The 17,487-nt window shown below is 71.7% G+C and carries 17 protein-coding genes; 11 read left to right on the plus strand and 6 right to left on the minus strand.

What is annotated here, in order from left to right:
* On the minus strand, positions 1-564 hold the full coding sequence (locus tag ABZY45_RS12175) for a hypothetical protein (RefSeq protein ID WP_356738888.1): 564 nt from the start codon (positions 562-564) through the stop codon (positions 1-3).
* Entirely contained in the window at positions 561-1,136 is a 576-nt protein-coding gene (locus ABZY45_RS12180; RefSeq protein WP_356738891.1) for a hypothetical protein, read from the minus strand. The genes ABZY45_RS12175 and ABZY45_RS12180 overlap by 4 nt, the downstream gene beginning before the upstream one ends.
* A 298-nt stretch (positions 1,137-1,434) precedes the next feature.
* Between ABZY45_RS12180 and ABZY45_RS12185 the strand changes: the two genes are divergently transcribed.
* Positions 1,435-1,926: a GNAT family N-acetyltransferase gene (locus tag ABZY45_RS12185; protein WP_356738893.1), complete on the plus strand. Its 492-nt coding sequence runs from the start codon at positions 1,435-1,437 to the stop codon at positions 1,924-1,926.
* A gap of 57 nt (positions 1,927-1,983) precedes the next feature.
* On the opposite strand, the gene ABZY45_RS12190 is transcribed toward ABZY45_RS12185, so the two are convergent.
* A complete protein-coding gene (locus ABZY45_RS12190; RefSeq protein ID WP_356738895.1) occupies positions 1,984-2,370 on the minus strand; it encodes a VOC family protein in 387 nt (128 codons plus the stop codon).
* 338 nt (positions 2,371-2,708) lie between these two features.
* Between ABZY45_RS12190 and ABZY45_RS12195 the strand changes: the two genes are divergently transcribed.
* Positions 2,709-3,284 carry a DUF6328 family protein gene (locus tag ABZY45_RS12195; RefSeq protein ID WP_356738897.1) on the plus strand — a complete coding sequence of 192 codons (576 nt, stop codon included), beginning with the start codon at positions 2,709-2,711 and terminating at the stop codon, positions 3,282-3,284.
* Between the two features lie 21 nt (positions 3,285-3,305).
* Here ABZY45_RS12195 and ABZY45_RS12200 read toward each other — a convergent pair whose 3' ends face one another.
* The 3 genes from ABZY45_RS12200 to ABZY45_RS12210 form a co-directional block, all read right to left on the minus strand.
* Positions 3,306-4,133 (minus strand): VOC family protein, encoded by an 828-nt coding sequence (locus ABZY45_RS12200; protein WP_356739675.1) that lies wholly within the window; start codon positions 4,131-4,133, stop codon positions 3,306-3,308.
* A gap of 101 nt (positions 4,134-4,234) precedes the next feature.
* Positions 4,235-5,155: a cation diffusion facilitator family transporter gene (locus tag ABZY45_RS12205; RefSeq protein WP_356738899.1), complete on the minus strand. Its 921-nt coding sequence runs from the start codon at positions 5,153-5,155 to the stop codon at positions 4,235-4,237.
* Positions 5,156-5,181: 26 nt separating this feature from the next.
* Positions 5,182-5,520, minus strand: coding sequence for a DUF6479 family protein (locus ABZY45_RS12210; protein ID WP_356738901.1), 339 nt, complete (start codon positions 5,518-5,520; stop codon positions 5,182-5,184).
* Between the two features lie 474 nt (positions 5,521-5,994).
* Between ABZY45_RS12210 and fdh the strand changes: the two genes are divergently transcribed.
* From fdh to ABZY45_RS12255, 9 genes are all read left to right on the plus strand, one after another.
* Positions 5,995-9,267, plus strand: a complete 3,273-nt coding sequence (fdh, locus tag ABZY45_RS12215; RefSeq protein ID WP_356738903.1) for a formate dehydrogenase — start codon at positions 5,995-5,997, stop codon at positions 9,265-9,267.
* A complete protein-coding gene (locus tag ABZY45_RS12220; protein ID WP_356738905.1) occupies positions 9,264-10,163 on the plus strand; it encodes a 4Fe-4S dicluster domain-containing protein in 900 nt (299 codons plus the stop codon). The genes fdh and ABZY45_RS12220 overlap by 4 nt, the downstream gene beginning before the upstream one ends.
* A complete protein-coding gene (gene nrfD / locus ABZY45_RS12225) occupies positions 10,160-11,155 on the plus strand; it encodes an NrfD/PsrC family molybdoenzyme membrane anchor subunit (RefSeq protein WP_356738907.1) in 996 nt (331 codons plus the stop codon). The genes ABZY45_RS12220 and nrfD overlap by 4 nt, the downstream gene beginning before the upstream one ends.
* 11 nt (positions 11,156-11,166) lie before the next feature.
* Positions 11,167-11,565 carry a hypothetical protein gene (locus ABZY45_RS12230; protein WP_356738909.1) on the plus strand — a complete coding sequence of 133 codons (399 nt, stop codon included), beginning with the start codon at positions 11,167-11,169 and terminating at the stop codon, positions 11,563-11,565.
* 37 nt (positions 11,566-11,602) lie between these two features.
* Positions 11,603-12,175 (plus strand): 2Fe-2S iron-sulfur cluster-binding protein, encoded by a 573-nt coding sequence (locus ABZY45_RS12235; protein WP_356738911.1) that lies wholly within the window; start codon positions 11,603-11,605, stop codon positions 12,173-12,175.
* Complete coding sequence (locus ABZY45_RS12240; RefSeq protein WP_356738913.1) at positions 12,172-13,167, plus strand: xanthine dehydrogenase family protein subunit M; 996 nt, start codon at positions 12,172-12,174, stop codon at positions 13,165-13,167. Before ABZY45_RS12235 ends, ABZY45_RS12240 begins: the two co-directional genes overlap by 4 nt.
* A 42-nt stretch (positions 13,168-13,209) precedes the next feature.
* The gene (locus tag ABZY45_RS12245; RefSeq protein ID WP_356738915.1) at positions 13,210-15,306 is read left to right on the plus strand and encodes a xanthine dehydrogenase family protein molybdopterin-binding subunit; all 2,097 of its coding nucleotides are present in this window, start codon (positions 13,210-13,212) and stop codon (positions 15,304-15,306) included.
* A 152-nt stretch (positions 15,307-15,458) separates the two neighbouring features.
* Entirely contained in the window at positions 15,459-15,920 is a 462-nt protein-coding gene (locus ABZY45_RS12250; protein ID WP_356738917.1) for an ATP-binding protein, read from the plus strand.
* Between the two features lie 150 nt (positions 15,921-16,070).
* On the plus strand, positions 16,071-17,477 hold the full coding sequence (locus ABZY45_RS12255; protein ID WP_356738919.1) for an NADP-dependent succinic semialdehyde dehydrogenase: 1,407 nt from the start codon (positions 16,071-16,073) through the stop codon (positions 17,475-17,477).
* Positions 17,478-17,487: the final 10 nt, after the last annotated feature.

Genomic DNA, 17,487 nt, shown 5'->3' on the forward strand with positions numbered 1-17,487 from the left:
TCAGATCTTCAGCAGTTGTTCGCTGATGTCGCGGTAGTGCTGGAGCGCCACACGCAGCTCCTCCGTCTGTGCCTCGGTGTCCTGCTCGCGCCAGCCGGCCCGCAGGGCCCGCCGGCGTTCCGCGAGTGCCTCGGTCAGGCCGGCGACGATCTCGTCGAACGTGCTCTCCGCCTCCTCCACCGCCCGGCGCGGGTTCTCGACGAAGTCGGTGACCGCGTGCCGCATGCGCAGGGCCAGTTCGTCCTGGTCGCCCTTGGGGACCAGGGGCGAGCCGGTCGCCGCGGGCCGCTGAGCCTCGGGAGCCGTCCGGGCCGCGGGAGCTGTCCGGGGAGCAGGAGCCGTCCGGGGAGCGGCCGGAACTCCGGCGGTGTCCGCGCCCGCGCCCCTCGGCTTCGTCTCCCGCTCGGCGCCGGAGGGGACTCCGGTTGCCGCCGCGGAAGCCGCGGAAGTCCTCTCCGGCGCCGTCGTCCCGGCGGCCGCGCCACGCGGGGCCTCAGGGTCGCCGGTGCTCCGCGGCTGCTCGGGGGAGACGGGTCCTGTCGTGCGTCCGATGTGGTCCGTCATGCTGATGCACTGCCTTTCGCCTCGTGCCGGCCGGTCCGGGCCGACGCATCCGGTGCGTCCGCGAGAAGTACGTCGAAGAGTGCGTGGGACTCGATCAGAGCCTTCCGCATCTCCTCCGTACCGCCCTGGCCGCGTACGGCCGTGTGCACCTTGCGGTAGCCGCCGACCTGCTCGGCGTGGTGGACCGAGAGGGCGGCCGTCTGCTCCTCGAAATCGCCGCCGTCCGGGAAGCCCCGGTCACGCGCCAGCTGCGCCAGAAGCGCGTCGGCCTCGACGACCGCGTCCCGGGGGGAGTCGATGAACCGTTCCCGCACCTCGGCCCAGCGGCGGGCGTACTCCGCGCGGGCCTCCGGGCTCAGGGGCTGCTCCGACAGGGAGCCGTGCAGCTTCACCCGCTCGGACAGCTCGTGCTCGGCCGCCTTCGTGTCCCCGTCGTGACGGGCCACCACGCGGTCGTACTCGGGTCCGAAGCGGCGCCGGAGCCCATGCCCGCCGGTTCCTCGGCCGCGCACGAGGAAGAGGGCGAGCGCTGCCACCAGGACGACGGCAACGATGATCACCACGGTCGTCATGGCTGACACTCCCGTCGGTTCGCGGTCGGTGCGTCGTGCTGTTCCACTCCCGTCAACTCCTTCCGTTCGGGGCCCGGTTCGACTGCCGCCGGGTTGTCTGCACCAGCCGTGTACCCCCTCGATGCCGTTCGAGGCAGAAATATTCGACGGTGACGTGGCGCGGCCGGTTCCGTATGCGTGGGCGGAAGGCGGGCCGCTGAATGCGGGGCCCTCCGGCGTCGGCGAGCGGAGGAGGGTCGGCGGCGCTCCGCGCCGGAGGGGGATGTGCGGAGCTCACGGAGTGCGTAATACTCGCACCATGAGATCGAGCGTTACGCGAGGCCGGGCGCCCCGGGCCGGCGAGGTGCGGGTGCGGCGCGCCGTGGCCCGGGATGCCAAGCGGCTCACGCGCCTGGTCACCTCGTCCCGCGCCTACGAAGGTCCGTACGCGCCGATGGTCGCCGGATACAGGATCGGTCCCGCCTACATCGAGGCGCACGCCGTTCATGTGGCTGTCGACGACGAGCGGGTGCTCGGCTTCTACGCGCTGGTCCTGTCCCCACCGGAGCTCGACCTGATGTTCGTCGCGGACGACGCCCAGGGCCGGGGGATCGGGCGTCTGCTCATCGCTCACCTGCGTGACGAGGCGCGCCGAGCGGGCCTGGCGGCCGTACGCGTCGTCGCGCACCCGCCGGCCGAGGGCTTCTACCTCGGGGTCGGCGCCGAGCGCACCGGCACCGTCCGCGCCCGGCCGCCCGCGGTGATGTGGGACCGGCCCGAGCTGCGCCTCACGGTCGGCGGCGCGCACTGAGCCGCGTGGCCCGGCCGGACGTCCGGCCGGGCCACGCGATGTGCGGAGGGGCGGGGCCTACGCCCAGCCGCCGTACGGACGGGTGATGAGCTCCATACCGTGGCCGCTGGGGTCGGGGAAGTACACCCCGCGCCCACCGTCGTTGTGGTTGATCTCGCCCGGGTGCTTCCGGTGGGGGTCCGCGTAGTAGGGGAGCCCCTGTTCCCGGATCCGCTCGAAAGCCGTGTCGAACTCCGCCTCCGAGATCAGGAACGCGTAATGCTGCACCGTGATCGACTCGGGGGGAACGGTCGCGAAGTCCAGCGTGACGCCGTTCGCGAGGTTCACCGGAATGAAGGGTCCCCACTCGGTTCCGGTGGTGAGACCCAGGACGTGCGCCAGGAAATCGGCGGACTCCCGGTTATCCCGGCAATGAACGATGGTGTGATTCAACTCGACAGACACTGTGGAATGCCTCCAGCAGGCATCTCACGGGCTACCTCCACGCCTCACCCAGCCGGTGACCGACGCGCGATGCCGTACGACGAGCCTAGGCGAGTTGTCACGATGCGTCGAGGGCGTGGCCCGAGGTCGGGGAGTTGTCGCGACCCCTCGGAGACATGGCCCGGGTCTGGCGGTGGCCGCGGCCCTTCCCTCGGTGGTGTGGTGGTTTCTGCTGCTGCTGCCACCATGGAGTGCATCGGTGGCCGCGTTGCCCGGCGACTGCCCGGAAACACGAGTACCGCGATTCACCACGGCTTCTCGGGGCACCAGTACCACCTCGACGAGGTGGGGAGGCATCGATGGGACGGACATCGGCGGACGACGGCAAGGACCGGACCTGGACGAATCCGCGCAGTGGACGCCGGGAGACGGAGGAGGAGCGCGCGGACCGGCAGTGGGGCGAGCTCCTGCAGGAACTCCGGGTGGCTCAGACCGGTGTGCAGATCCTCTTCGGATTCCTGCTCGCGGTGGTTTTCCAGCCCCGCTTCGCCGACCTCTCCACCGTTGACCGGAACATCTACGTCGTGACCGTCATGCTGGGGTCCGCGACCGCGGCATCGCTGATAGGGCCCGTGTCGTACCACCGGCTGCTCACCGGGCGCCGGATGAAGCCGCAGACGGTCACCTGGGCCTCACGCCTGACGAAGCTGGGGCTCGGGCTGCTCTTCTGCACGATGTGCAGCACATTGCTGCTCATCCTCCGGGTGGCCCTGCACAACGTGGCGGCGCTCTGGCTGGTGGGCGTCATGGCCCTGTGGTTCCTGGTCTGCTGGTTCGTCTTCCCGCTGTTGGCCATAGCCAGGGGCGACGGCCGGCCCCCCGCCGAGGCCCCCGACCCCTCGGACGACGACGGGGACGAGGGCGGCCGTTCCTGACCAGGTCGCGGGGGAGCGGGGTCAGTCGTCGTCTTCGTTCGCGGGGCTGCGTACGTCCGTCACGGTGAACAAGGCGCCGTCCGGATCCCGTAGCGTGGCCTCGTTGCCCTGGGGGACGTCACGCCGCTCCATGAGCCTCCCCCCGTGCCGCTCCGCGGTGAGCACCGTCGCCTCCACGTCGGCGACCGGGAACTGCACCTGCCAGTGCGGGCGCACCTGCGGGTCGGGGGCCGACTCGACCGCGCCGGAGCTGATCCGGGCCAGCGGACGCCCGTTGCAGCGCACGAGCACCTCTTCCTTCACGTACGCCACCTCGCAGCCCCCGGACTCGCCGCTCTCCCAGCCGAGGACCTCGCCGTAGAAGATCGCCGCGTCGAAGGCGTCCCTGGTGCGCAGCCGGAGCCATGCGTGGGCGCGGTTCCCGGTCGGGGCGAGGGTGGCGGCGCGTCCTGTCCACTCCCAGATCCCGAAGGACGCGCCGTCCCGGTCGGCAGCCAGGACGGCGCGGCCCTGCCCGACCGTGAGGGGGCCCACGGCCACGGTGCCGCTGCGTTCGCGGATGCGGCCGGCGACGAGATCGGCGTCCGGGACGGAGAAGTACGGCATCCAGGCCACGGCCACCTGGTAGGCGGAGGCCACCGCGCCGATCCCGGCCGCCGGTACGCCGTCGGAGCGTGCCATGACGAAGTCCCTGCCCAGCGGACCCCGGCGGAACGTCCACCCCAGGACGGCACTGTAGAAGCGTTGGGCGTCCTCGAGGTCGCGGGTGACCAGATGGACCCAGCAGGGGGCGCTCGCACCGCTCAGCGCTGCCGGTTCCGGCACGGTCCGCGGTTCGCCAGGGTTCATGGTCCACTGCCTTCGGTTCTGCGGCATGACTTCTTCGGTGCCGCGCGGCCAGGACCAGCCTCATGCGCGCCGCCCACTCCCGCAACACGCGGGGCGTGCGATCAGACGCCGCCCCGGGGCGGCGCGTTCGTGATGTCCAGGAAGACGTGCTCGGCCTCCGGCCAGCTGCGGGCGATAGACCCCTTGAGCCGTACGGAGACCTGTTCGACCTCTTCGCTGTCGATGCCGGGCGCCAGGTCGACCCTGGCCGCGACCAGGACCGAATCGAGGCCGAGACCCATGGTGAACAGGGCCGCCACGTTGTCGATCTCGGGCTGGGAGGTGAGGAACTGCTGCACGCCGCGGCGGAGCTCGGGGTCTGCCGACTCCCCGATCAGGCGGTCGCGGGCGTCCCTGCCGAGCCGGAAGGCGACGTAGACCAGCAGCAGGCCGATTCCCAGGGAGGCCGACGCCTCCCAGACGACGTCCCCTGTGACGAGGTGCAGCACCATGCCGGCCATGGCGAGCAGCACGCCCAGTACGGCTGTGCTGTCCTCGGCGACGACGGTCCGCAGCGCGGGGTCGCGGGCCGCCCCGGCATTCCGCTCACCGCGGAGCTGCACCAGTGCGCGGACGAGCGAACCGCCCTCCGCGAGGAACGCGATCCCGAGGACGACCAGGCCGGCCGTGTAGCCGTCGGGCGACTCGTGCTCGTCCCGGCTCAATGCCGCGAGGCCCTGGTAGAACGAGAAACAGCCGCCCACCACGAAGATGCCGACGGCTGCGAGCAGGGACCAGAAATAGCGCTCCTTGCCGTACCCGAAGGGGTGACGGGCGTCGGCAGGGCGGCGGCTGCGCCGCAGAGCGGCCAGCAGGAAGACCTCGTTCACGCTGTCGGCCACCGAATGGGCGGCCTCGGACAGGAGGGCGGGGGACCCCGAGAGGAATCCCCCTACCCCCTTGGCCACTGCGATGACGAGATTGGCGGCCAGCGCGACCAGGACCGTGATCCGGGTCCTGTGATCGGACTTCGACCGGTTCATGTACCCCCCATCCGTTGGCGCCGACCTCAGTCGCGCGGTCGCTCGGTGTCGGGCGGAATCACCTCATTACCGTGGCTTCCGAGTTCGTACGGTGACAGTGCGTGGCCGTTCTCGGGGAAGCTGTCCGAGCTGCCGTGCTTGCCGGTTTCCTGGATCTCCGTCCGGTGGTCCGGGCGGGGCGGCTGCTCCTCGGGGCGCGGGGGCCGCGACTCCTTGTCCCGGCGCCTCATCCCGAACCAGAAACCACCGATCAGCAGAAGCACCACGGCCAGGCCGACGATGCCGATGATCACACCCACCGCACCCGGCCCGTCGGCTCCGCCGGTGGTGGCGAGCGATTCCCATGCTCCGTTCGTTACGTCCATGCATGGCGCATACCCCGGGGAAACGATCGCAGACAGCCATTGACATGAATTCATGTTTTATGGCGATGTCCAGGTAAATGCGTTTCATATGGTTCATATCGGCTACACGATGATGACTGGGCAGGCTCCTGCCGAGGATGCGACCGGCCCGGGAGAGAGCCGACCCGGAGGGAGTCACCCCGTAAGCAGCCACGACGGAAGGACGCAGCGCCGACAGAGGTGGCTTCCCCTTCGCCCGCCGTCCGTGATCACCGCTTTCCCCCGCTCGGCTTCCCCGGGTCACGCGCCGCACGCCTGCTCCGTGCCGGGGGAGCGCGGCTTCGGGGCGCAGCGCCCGATGTTTCCGCCCGGCACATCGGGTAGGCGGCTCGCTGAGGCTCCTCCCGCGGAGCCGGAGCCGGTGGCGCTCGTGTCGCCGACAGGCGGTCGTGGGGTGAGCCTGGAGTCAGTCACCGGACCGCTGGAGGGAATGCGATGGGAGTACGCGAATCGCTCGGCCGCTGGCCCGCGTTCCGGCAGCTGACCGGTAGTGATCCTCTGGGCAGAGGGCGAGCGGTGATGTCGCCAGGGACGGAGGCCACCACGCCCCGCACGGCCACGGCCGACCGCGTCGTCAAGTCCGTCTGCCCGTACTGCGCGGTGGGCTGCGGCCAGCAGGTGTACGTCAAGGACGACAAGGTCGTCCAGATCGAGGGCGACCCCGATTCGCCGGTCAGCCGCGGCAGGCTGTGCCCCAAGGGTTCCGCGACACTCCAGCTGACCACCGGGGCGGCCCGTCGCCACCAGGTGCTCTACCGGCGCCCGTACGGGACCGACTGGGAGCCCCTCGATCTGGAGACGGCGATGGACATGGTCGCGGACCGTGTCATCGAGACCCGGCGCCGTACCTGGCAGTGGGAGTACGACGGTCTGCGTACGGCCCGGACCCTCGGCATCGCCAGCCTCGGCGGAGCGACGCTGGACAACGAGGAGAACTACCTGATCAAGAAGCTCTTCACGGGCCTCGGGATCGTCCAGGTGGAGAACCAGGCACGGGTCTGCCACAGCTCCACGGTGGCCGGCCTGGGCACCTCGTTCGGGCGTGGCGGAGCCACCACCTTCATGCAGGATCTCCAGCACTCCGACTGCATCATCATCCAGGGTTCGAACTTCGCCGAGGCCCACCCCGTCGGTTTCCAGTGGGTGATGGAGGCGAAGGCCCGGGGTGCCCGGATCATCCATGTGGACCCCCGGTTCACCCGCACGAGCGCTCTCGCGGACCTGTTCGTCCCCCTCCGCGCCGGCAGCGACATCGCGTTCCTCGGAGCCGTCATCAATCACGTACTCACGGAGGGGAAGGACTTCCGTGAGTACGTCCTCGCCTACACCAACGCCGCCACGCTGGTCGGCGACGACTTCCAGGACACCGAGGACCTGGACGGAGTCTTCTCCGGTCTGGACGAGGAGCGCGGCCACTACGACCCCCACAGCTGGCAGTACCGCGACGCCGAGATGCAGTCGCCCGCGGGCGACGTCGACGAGCAGTACGAGGACCGGGCGGGCACCGGCGCGGCACAGGAGCGGGTCCACGCCGCCGCCCCGTCCGAGGCCCACGGTTCCGGTGGCCCGCAGGCCGAGCCGTGGCCGCCCCGGGACGAGACCCTGAGCGACCCCCGGTGCGTCTACCAGGTCCTCAAGCGCCACTACGCCCGCTACACCCCCGAGATGGTCGAGGAGATCTGCGGGGTGAGACGCGAGCAGTTCCTGGAGGTCTGCGAGGCGCTGACCTCCAACTCCGGCCGGGACCGCACCTCCGCCTTCGTGTACGCCGTCGGATGGACCCAGCACACCACGGGCGCCCAGTGCATCCGTGCGGCGAGCGTCCTCCAACTGCTCCTGGGCAACATCGGACGGCCCGGCGGCGGAATCCAGGCACTGCGCGGCCACGCGTCGATCCAGGGCTCCAGTGACATCCCCACCCTGTTCAACCTGCTGCCCGGCTATCTGCCGATGCCGCACGCCCACGCCCACGAGAACCTGGACGCCTTCATCCGGGCGAGCCGCACCGACAAGGGCTTCTGGGGCAACATGCGGGCCTACTTCGTCAGCCTGCTCAAGGCCTACTACGGCGACGCCGCGACCGCGGAGAACGACTTCTGCTTCGACCACCTGCCCCGGCTCACCGGCTCCCACGGCACCTACGAGACGGTGATGGCGCAGCTGGCCGGGGAGTGCAAGGGCTACTTCCTCATGGGCGAGAACCCAGCCGTCGGTTCCGCCAACGCCCGGCTCCAGCGGCTCGGCATGGCGCAGCTCGAATGGCTGGTCGTCCGTGACTTCTCGCTCATCGAGTCCGCCACCTGGTGGCAGGACGGGCCTGAGACGGAGACCGGGGAGATGACCACGGAGGAGATCGGCACCGAGGTCTTCTTCTTCCCGGCCGCGGCGCACACCGAGAAGTCCGGCTCCTTCACCAACACCAACCGCTGGCTCCAGTGGCACCACGCGGCGGTGGAACCCGAGGGGGACGCGCGGAGCGACCTCTGGTTCACCTACCACCTGGGCCGCCGCATCAAGGAACGGCTCGCCGCGTCCGAAGACCCCGTGGACCGGGCCGTCCAGGACCTCACCTGGGACTATCCCGTCGACGGGCCGCTCGCGGAACCGGTCTCGGCAGCGGTCCTGGCGGAGATCAACGGCCACGGCCCGGACGGCGCCCCGCTCTCCGCCTACACCGAGCTCAAGGACGACGGTTCGACCAGGTGCGGCTGCTGGATCTACTGCGGGGTGTACGCGGACGGCGTCAACCAGGCCGCCCGCCGCAAGCCCCACAGCGAGCAGGACTGGGTGGCGGCCGAATGGGCATGGGCCTGGCCCGCCAACCGGCGCATCCTCTACAACCGGGCCTCCGCCGCCCCGGACGGCGCCCCGTGGAGCGACCGCAAGGCATACGTCTGGTGGGACGAGGCGGAGCGCCGGTGGACCGGGTACGACGTCCCCGACTTCGTGCCCGACCGTGCTCCCGGCCACGTGCCCGCGCCGGACGCCAAGGGGCCGGACGCGCTGCGCGGTGACGACCCGTTCATCATGCAGGCCGACGGCAAGGGATGGCTGTACGCCCCGGCGGGCCTCGAGGACGGCCCTCTGCCCACGCACTACGAGCCGCAGGACTCACCCTTCACCAACGCGCTCCACCCCTCCCGCTCCCGCTCCCCCGTGCGAAAGCTGCATCCGCACGAGGGCAACCGCTACCACCCGAGCGGCGAGGAGCCGGGCGCGGACGTCTACCCGTACATCGTCACCACCCACCGGCTCACCGAGCACTTCACGGCTGGAGGGATGAGCCGGTGGTCGCCCTATCTGTCGGAGCTCCAGCCGGAGTTCTTCTGCGAGGTGTCGCCGCAGCTCGCCGGGGAAAGAGGGCTCGAGCACGGCGGATGGGCGACGATCGTCACGGCGCGCAACGCCGTCGAGGCCCGCGTCATGGTCACCCGCCGGATCACACCCCTGACCGTCCGGGGCCGGACCGTGCACCAGATCGGCCTGCCCTTCCACTGGGGACCCAACGGGATCGCCACCGGTGACGCGGCCAACGAGCTGGTGGCCATCGCCCTCGACCCCAACGGCTTGATCCAGGAGGACAAGGCGCTCACCGCCGACATCCGCCCCGGACGCAGGCCCAGGGGCCCCGCACTGCCCGAACTCGTCGCGGAGTACCGCCGCCGCGCGGGGATCACGGAGACCACCGGAACGCGGGAGGAGACATGAGCAACCGCTTCTTCAGCGGTCCGGAGCCGGACCCGGCGGGCGACGCCGGTCACGAGGACGCCCCGCCGCGCGCCGGGTTCTTCACCGACACCTCCGTCTGCATCGGCTGCAAGGCCTGCGAGGTCGCCTGCAAGGAGTGGAACGCCCTCCCCGAGGACGGGCTCTCACTGACCGGCATGTCGTACGACAACACCGCCGGGCTCGGCGCCTCCACGTGGCGGCACGTCGCCTTCATCGAGCAGGCCGTGCCCGCCGGACGTACGGAACTGCCGCTCGTCGAGCCGGCTCCGGGGCCGGAGGACGCTCCCGGAATGCGCTGGCTGATGTCCTCGGACGTCTGCAAGCACTGCACCCACGCCGCGTGTCTGGACGTGTGTCCCACGGGCTCGCTGTTCCGCACGGAGTTCGGCACCGTCGTCGTGCAGGAGGACATCTGCAACGGCTGCGGATACTGCGTGCCCGCCTGCCCGTACGGGGTCATCGAGCAACGCCCCACGGACGGGCGCGTGTTCAAGTGCACCATGTGCTACGACCGGCTCGGGGCGGGCCAGGAGCCCGCCTGTGCCAAGGCGTGCCCCACCGAATCCATCCAGTTCGGCCCGCTCGACGAACTGCGGGAGCGCGCGGCGCTCCGGGTGGACCAGCTGCACACGGCCGGAGTCACCGAGGCGCGGCTGTACGGCCACGATCCGGACGACGGGGTGGGCGGGGACGGTGCCTTCTTCCTCCTCCTCGACGAACCCGAGGTGTACGGACTGCCCCCGGACCCCGTGGTCACCACCCGGGACCTGCCCGCCATGTGGGCACACGCCGGCATCGCCGCCCTGTCCCTGGCCGCCGGCGCCGCCCTGTCCTTCGCGCTACCCGCACTCACCCGAAGGAGTGGGCGGACATGAGCCCTCGAACGACCAGGAGCGGGAAGGGCCGTGAGGAGTTCGTCTCGTACTACGGGCGCCCCGTCATCAAGGCCCCCTCGTGGTCGGCGCAGGACATCGCCGGCTACTTCTTCCTCGGCGGGCTCGCGGGCGCGGGCTCCGTCCTTGCCGCCGGTGCCCAGCTGACCGGCCGCGACACCACGGCGACGGCCCTGAAGGTGTCCTCGCTCGCGGCCGTCGGCCTCTCCGCTGCCGCCCTCGTTCACGATCTCGGCAGGCCGTCGCGCTTCGCCCACATGCTCCGCGTCTTCAAACCGACCTCCCCGATGAGCATGGGCTCCTGGCTGCTCTCCGCCTACGGACCCGCCGCCGGTACCGCCGCGTTCACCGCGGTGACCGGCCGGCTGCCCAGGACCGGTGCGGCGGCCACCACGACCGCTGCGCTGCTGGGCCCCGGCCTGGCCACGTACACCGCGGTCCTGGCCGCCGACACGGCCGTACCCGCGTGGCACGGCGCACATCGCGAACTCCCGTACCTCTTCGGCGCATCGGCGACCGCGGCTGCCGCCGGCATGGCCCTGGTGGCCGGGCCCGTCCACGAGAACGCGCCCGCCCGCTGCGCCTCCGCGCTCGCCGCTGTCGCGGACTTCGCCGCGAGCCGGGCGGTGGAACGGCGGCTGGGAAGCGTCGCGGTGACGTACCGGGAGGGCCGGGCCGGGACGCTCATGCGCGCCGCACGCGGCCTCACCGTCGCGGGAGCCGCGGCGGCCCTCTCCCTCGGGCACCGCAGCCGTTCCGTCGCGGCGGGAGCGGGCCTCGCACTGCTCGCCGGCTCGGCCTGCACACGCTTCGGGGTGTTCGCGGCGGGAATCGCCTCCGCCGAGGACCCCGAACACACGATCGCTCCCCAGCGCGAGGCGGCCCGGCGACGCGCACAGCACACGCCGGACGCGGAGCGAGCGGCGCACACACAGGACGCAGAACACGCGGAGCGCTCCGAGCGCTCCCGGTGAAAGGAATCAGGGTGAACAGCAGCACGCAGGGACAGACCCACGAACACCAGGAGAGCGGTGACGTCGTCGTCGCGGTGACCGGATGCCCGAAGGAGGACGCCCGCACCGTGTTCGACGTGCTGCGCCGCTCGTTCGACTCCGACCGCCCGGCGGGCGACACCCCCGAGGACGCGTCGGAGACCCGCCCCACCGTGTGGACGGCGACCGTCGACGTCAGCGAGACCAAGGCCGGGACGGGACCCGCCCGGCTCTCGGCGCCCGTGACCGTCGAGGCGCAGGGCGGTTACTGGGCGGTCGGCCGCCTCCGGGAGCACCTCGCGGACGCCTTCGCCGTACGCGTCGTCGGTACCGCGGCCGGCGACCAGGAGCAGGAGATCCGGCTGCGGCTGGAGAGCCACCGCACCGCCTGACCCAGCCGCCCCACCCGAACCCGGAAGGTACGCGTACATGGATGCCATCCCCGGGACGGCCGAAGCGGACACGGCACGGATGCCGGACCGCCACGCCCGTTCCACCTTCAGGCTGCACGTCAACGGTACGGAGCGGACCCTGACGCTCGACAACCGCACCACCGTGCTGGACGCGCTGCGCGAGCACCTCGGGCTCACCGGGGCGAAGAAGGGCTGCGACCACGGCCAGTGCGGGGCCTGCACCGTCCTCGTCGACGGCCGACGCGCCAACAGCTGCCTCCTGCTCGCCGTCGCCCAGGAGGACGTCCACATCACCACGGTCGAAGGACTGGCCGAGGGGGAGCGGCTGCACCCGCTGCAGACGGCGTTCCTGGAGAGGGACGCGCTGCAGTGCGGCTACTGCACCCCGGGCCAGCTCTGCTCGGCCGCCGGCATGCTCCGTGAGGCCGAGGCCGGGCACCCCTCCCACGCCACCCCGCGTACCGCGCTCGCCGGACAGGGGCCCGCCCCGCTCGGGGCGGACGAGATCCGCGAACGGATGAGCGGCAACCTCTGCCGGTGCGGTGCCTACCCCCACATCGTCCAGGCGATCGAGGACGTGGCCCCGTGAAACCATTCGCCTATGTGCGCCCCGGATCCGTCGACGAGGCCGTCCGCGCCGGCGCCTCCGATCCCACCGCCCGGTACCTCGGCGGCGGCACCAACCTCGTCGACCTGATGAAGCTCGGCGTCGAGTCGCCGGGGCTGCTCATCGACGTCAGCCGGCTGCCCCTGGACCAGGTGAGCCGCACCGAGGACGGAGGGCTCCGCATCGGTGCGGCCGTACGCAACAGCGACCTGGCCGCCCATCCCGACGTGCGCGGCGGCTACCCCGTCCTGACGCAGGCCCTGCTGTCCGGGGCGTCCGGGCAGCTCCGCAACACCGCCACCACCGGCGGCAACCTCCTCCAGCGCACCCGCTGCCCGTACTTCCAGGACGTCTCCAAGCCCTGCAACAAGCGGAGCCCGGGATCCGGCTGCCCGGCCCGTGAGGGCGTGCACCGCGACCTCGCCGTCCTGGGCCACTCGCCGGACTGCGTGGCCACCAACCCCTCGGACATGGCGGTCGCCCTCGCGGCCCTGGACGCCACCGTCCTGCTGCACGGGCCGGAGGGGGAGCGGACCGTGCCCGTCACCGGTTTCCACCGGCTGCCCGGCGACAACCCGGACCAGGACACCGTGATCCGGCCCGGAGAGCTGATCACCGAGGTGGTGCTCCCGCCGCCTCCCGCCGGCGCTTTCTCGCTCTACCGCAAGGCGCGTGACCGTGCCTCCTACGCCTTCGCGCTTGCCTCCGTGGCAGCCGTCGTCAGCGTGCACGACGGACGCGTCGAGCACGCCGCGCTCGCCTTCGGAGGGCTGGCGCACCGGCCGTGGCGGGCCGCCGCGGCCGAGGACGTGCTGCGAGGGGGCCCCGCGACCGAGGACGCCTTCGCACGGGCGGTGGACGCGGAACTCGCCGCCGCCAGGCCGCTGCGCGACAACGGCTTCAAGGTGGACCTGGCCCGCAGACTGGCCGTGGGGGCCCTGGCCGAACTCACCTCTCAGGCAACAGCAGTCTGAACCGCCGTGCCCGCACACCACGACGAACCGAGGACTTCCGTCATGAGCGAATCCCCCCAGGCGCTGGGCGCGCCCGTCGTCCGCCGCGAGGGCCGGGACAAGGTCACCGGCACCGCCCGCTACGCCGCGGAGCACACCGAGCCCGGATGCCTCTACGGCTGGATCGTTCCAGCCGGTGTCGCGAGCGGGCGCGTCACCGCGATCCGCACGGCCGACGCGCTCGCCGTGCCCGGGGTGCACACCGTGCTGACCCACGACAACGCACCGCGGCTCGAGGAACCCGACGACCCGATCCTCGCCGTGCTCCAGAACGACCGGGTGCCGCACCGGGGCTGGCCGGTGGCGCTCGTCCTCGCCGAGACCCCGGAATCGGCGCGGGCGGGGGCCGAAGCGGTGCACGTCGACTACGCGACCACCGGGCACGACGTCGTCCTCACCGCTGACCACCCCGGCCTCTACACCCCCGAGAAGGCCAACGGCGGATACCCCGCCGTCCGGGAACGCGGCGACGCCGGGCGGGCGTTCGACGCCGCTCCCGTACGCATCGACGCCACGTACACCATGCGGGGCCTGCACAACCACCCCATGGAACCGCACGCCTCCACCGCGCGGTGGGCGGACGGGCACCTCACCGTGCACGACTCCAGCCAGGGATCAAGCACGGTGCGCGACAGCCTCGCCCAGGCCCTCGGCCTCGACCGCGACCGCATCACCGTCGTGTCCGAGCACGTGGGCGGCGGCTTCGGCTCCAAAGGCACCCCTCGCCCCCAGGCGGTGCTCGCCTCCATGGCGGCGCGTCACACCGGGCTCACCGTCCAGCTGGCCCTGCCCCGGCGCTACATGGCCTCGGTCGTGGGACACCGCGCGCCCACCGTGCAACGGGTCCGGCTGGGCGCCGACCGTGACGGGGTGCTCTCCTCGGTCTCGCACGAGATCGCCACACACACGTCGAGGATCAAGGAGTTCGTCGAGCAGGCCGCCGTGCCCGCCCGCATCATGTACGCCTCGCCCCACAGCCGCACCGAGCACCGGGTGGCCGCCCTCGACGTGCCGAGTCCGTCCTGGATGCGCGCGCCGGGGGAGGCGCCGGGCATGTACGCGCTGGAGTCCGCCATGGACGAACTGGCCTGCGTCCTCGGGATCGACCCGGTCGAGCTGCGCCTGCGCAACGAGCCGCAGACCGAGCCGGACAGCGGACGCCCCTTCAGCAGCCGTAACCTCGCGGCGTGTCTGAGCGAGGGCGCCCGCCGGTTCGGCTGGTACGACAGGGACCCGCAGCCCGCCATCCGCGAGGACGGCCCGTGGCTCCTCGGTACCGGCGTCGCCGCGGCCACGTATCCCGTCCTCCTGTCGGAGTCCGCCGCATCGGCGCACGCCGCCCCGGACGGCACCTTCCGCATCGGGGTCAACGCGACCGACATCGGTACCGGCGCCCGGACCGTCCTCGCGCAGATCGCCGCCTCGGCCCTGGGCGTGCCCCAGGAACGCGTCACGATCGACATCGGCAGCAGCGATCTGCCCGCCGGGTCCGTGGCGGGCGGCTCCTCGGGCACCGCCTCCTGGGGAACGGCCGTGCACAAGGCGGCCACCGCCCTGACGGGCCGGCTCGCGGAGCACACCGGGCCCCTCCCGCCCGAGGGGATCACCGTCACGGCCGACACCGCCGAGGAGGCGGCGCAGGAGTCCCCGTACGCCCGGCACGCCTTCGGCGCCCACTTCGCGGAAGTGGGTGTCGACTCCCTGACCGGTGAGGTCCGGGTGCGCAGGCTGCTCGGCGTGTACGCCGCCGGACGCATCCTCAACTCCCGTACGGCGCGCTCACAGTTCATCGGCGGCATGGTCATGGGACTGGGCATGGCCCTCACCGAGAGCAGCACCATGGACCCGGTCTTCGGAGACTTCACCGAGCGCGACCTGGCCTCCTACCACGTGCCGGTCTGCGCGGACGTCCCCGACATCCAGGCCCACTGGATCGACGAGGACGACCCACACCTCAACCCCATGGGCAGCAAGGGCATCGGCGAGATCGGCATCGTGGGGACCGCAGCCGCGATCGGGAACGCCGTACGGCACGCCACCGGCGCCCGGCTGCGTGAGCTCCCCCTCACCCCGGACAAGCTGCTGCCCTACCTCCCGTGACTCCTGGTGACCCGAGCCATCGGTTGCGCGGCCGGCTCACTCGGGTCACCCTGATGAGTGACCCAGAAGTGACAACTGCTCACGCTTCGTGTTCGGGGGTCGTTGGTCAGACGGGGTGAAGCATGTGGGCCTCGTGGTGAGGAGCCTCGACGATGACCGTTCCACTCGACCGGCACTATCTGGTCGAACTGCAGGTGTCGGCAGAGCGCATTTCCCAGCTGCGGCGCATAGTCGCCGCGCACCTTCGTCACTGGAGTCTCGATCTGCACGTCCGGCCCGTGTGCCGGGCAGCCGAGGAACTCCTGACGAACGTCCAGCGGCATGTCGGCGACGACAACCACTGTGTCGTCGAGCTCCGCTGGACCGGCCGGCACCTGACGGTGTCCGTGGCCGACAACGACGCCCGGATGCCCCGGCTGCTCGACGGCGGTGGCGGCGGCCTCAGCCGCGTCATGGCCCTCAGCGACAGCTGGGGGACCTGCCGGACCGCCGACGGCAAGGTCGTGTGGTTCACGCGGTACGCGGAGACGCCGTGCACCACCGGTCTGCTCCCGCGTACACCGCTTCCGGGCGGGAGTACGTTCCTGGGCGCTCCGGTCGCCGAACTCGTGTGACCCAGCAGCCCCGGCCGGCCCGGCCGGTGCGGACGGCGTGCGAGGAGCACGCATGATCCGCGCCGGCCGGGTACGTGTGCGTGAGGGGCCGCGTTGCGTGCCGCGCCACGGCGCGGCACGGTCGAAGAACACACGCAAGGAGGCACTGCCATGCCCATCGCGACGGTCAATCCCGCGAACGGCGAGACGCTCAGGACATTCGACGCACTGGACGAGCGGGAGACCGAGCGCAGGCTCGCCGCCGCGCACCGGGCGTTCCGCCACCACCGAACCACCGACTTCGCCCAGCGCGCCCGTCTGCTGAACCGGGCGGCCGATCTCCTCGACGGGGACCAGGCCGAGATCGCCCGCACGATGACCACCGAGATGGGCAAGCCCGTCAAGGCGGCCCGTGCCGAGGCGGCGAAGTGCGCCAAGGCGATGCGCTGGTACGCGGCCAACGCCGAGCGCCTGCTCGCCGACGAGCACCCCGACGACACCGACGTCAAGGACTCCGGTGCCTCGCGCGCCCGGGTGCACCACCGCCCGCTGGGCGTGGTCCTCGCCGTGATGCCGTGGAACTTCCCGCTCTGGCAGGTCATGCGCTTCGCCGCGCCCGCGCTCATGGCGGGCAACACCGGGCTGCTGAAGCACGCGTCGAACGTCCCGCAGACCGCCCTGTACATCGAGGACCTCTTCACCAGGGCCGGCTACCCCGAAGGCTGTTTCCAGACGCTGCTCATCGGCTCGGGGGCCGTCGAGGCCCTGCTGCGTGACCCCCGGGTCGCGGCGGCGACGCTCACCGGCAGCGAACCGGCCGGCCGCGCCGTCGCATCCGTCGCGGGTGACGAGGTCAAGAAGACGGTGCTGGAGCTGGGCGGCAGTGACCCGTACCTCGTCCTGCCCTCGGCGGACGTCGAGAAGGCCGCGGCGACCGCCGTGACCGCCCGGGTGCAGAACAACGGCCAGTCCTGCATCGCCGCCAAGCGCTTCATCGTCCACGCCGACGTGTACGACGCCTTCGCCGAGCGGTTCACCGCCGGCATGCGGGCCCTGACGGTGGGGGATCCCCTGGAGGAGTCCACGGACGTCGGACCGCTCTCCAGCGAACAGGGCCGCACCGACCTGGAGGAACTGGTCGACGACGCCCTGGGCAAGGGTGCCACGGCGCTGTGCGGGGGCGGACGGCCCGAAGGGCTGGACCGCGGCTGGTTCTACGAGCCCACCGTGCTCACCGGTATCACCTCCGGTATGCGCATCCACCAGGAGGAGACCTTCGGCCCGGTGGCGACGCTCTACCGGGTGGCGGACCTGGACGAGGCCCTGGACCTCGCCAACGACACCCCCTTCGGGCTCAGTTCCAACGTCTGGACACGGGATCAGGGTGAGATGGACCGCTGCGTGCGGGACCTGGAGGCGGGCGGAGTCTTCTTCAACGGCATGACGGCCTCCCACCCCGCGCTGCCCTTCGGCGGGGTGAAGCGCTCCGGATACGGGCGCGAGCTGGCAGGGCACGGCATCCGGGAGTTCTGCAACGCCACCACCGTCTGGTACGGCCCCGAATCGGACGCCCGCTAGGAGAGCCTTC

The sequence above is a fragment of the Streptomyces sp. NPDC006516 genome, from assembly GCF_040611875.1.
Lineage (GTDB): Bacteria > Actinomycetota > Actinomycetes > Streptomycetales > Streptomycetaceae > Streptomyces.

What these genes read in the sequence shown, in the direction of transcription:
- nrfD (WP_356738907.1), top strand. Translation starts at nt 10,160, where the DNA reads ATGAGCCCTCGAACGACCAGGAGCGGGAAGGGCCGTGAGGAGTTCGTC.
- ABZY45_RS12180 (WP_356738891.1), bottom strand. Translation starts at nt 1,136, where the DNA reads ATGACGACCGTGGTGATCATCGTTGCCGTCGTCCTGGTGGCAGCGCTC.
- ABZY45_RS12250 (WP_356738917.1), top strand. Translation starts at nt 15,459, where the DNA reads ATGACCGTTCCACTCGACCGGCACTATCTGGTCGAACTGCAGGTGTCG.
- ABZY45_RS12195 (WP_356738897.1), top strand. Translation starts at nt 2,709, where the DNA reads ATGGGACGGACATCGGCGGACGACGGCAAGGACCGGACCTGGACGAAT.
- fdh (WP_356738903.1), top strand. Translation starts at nt 5,995, where the DNA reads ATGGGAGTACGCGAATCGCTCGGCCGCTGGCCCGCGTTCCGGCAGCTG.
- ABZY45_RS12205 (WP_356738899.1), bottom strand. Translation starts at nt 5,155, where the DNA reads ATGAACCGGTCGAAGTCCGATCACAGGACCCGGATCACGGTCCTGGTC.
- ABZY45_RS12235 (WP_356738911.1), top strand. Translation starts at nt 11,603, where the DNA reads ATGGATGCCATCCCCGGGACGGCCGAAGCGGACACGGCACGGATGCCG.
- ABZY45_RS12185 (WP_356738893.1), top strand. Translation starts at nt 1,435, where the DNA reads ATGAGATCGAGCGTTACGCGAGGCCGGGCGCCCCGGGCCGGCGAGGTG.
- ABZY45_RS12175 (WP_356738888.1), bottom strand. Translation starts at nt 564, where the DNA reads ATGACGGACCACATCGGACGCACGACAGGACCCGTCTCCCCCGAGCAG.
- ABZY45_RS12200 (WP_356739675.1), bottom strand. Translation starts at nt 4,133, where the DNA reads ATGAACCCTGGCGAACCGCGGACCGTGCCGGAACCGGCAGCGCTGAGC.
- ABZY45_RS12255 (WP_356738919.1), top strand. Translation starts at nt 16,071, where the DNA reads ATGCCCATCGCGACGGTCAATCCCGCGAACGGCGAGACGCTCAGGACA.
- ABZY45_RS12210 (WP_356738901.1), bottom strand. Translation starts at nt 5,520, where the DNA reads ATGGACGTAACGAACGGAGCATGGGAATCGCTCGCCACCACCGGCGGA.
- ABZY45_RS12245 (WP_356738915.1), top strand. Translation starts at nt 13,210, where the DNA reads ATGAGCGAATCCCCCCAGGCGCTGGGCGCGCCCGTCGTCCGCCGCGAG.
- ABZY45_RS12220 (WP_356738905.1), top strand. Translation starts at nt 9,264, where the DNA reads ATGAGCAACCGCTTCTTCAGCGGTCCGGAGCCGGACCCGGCGGGCGAC.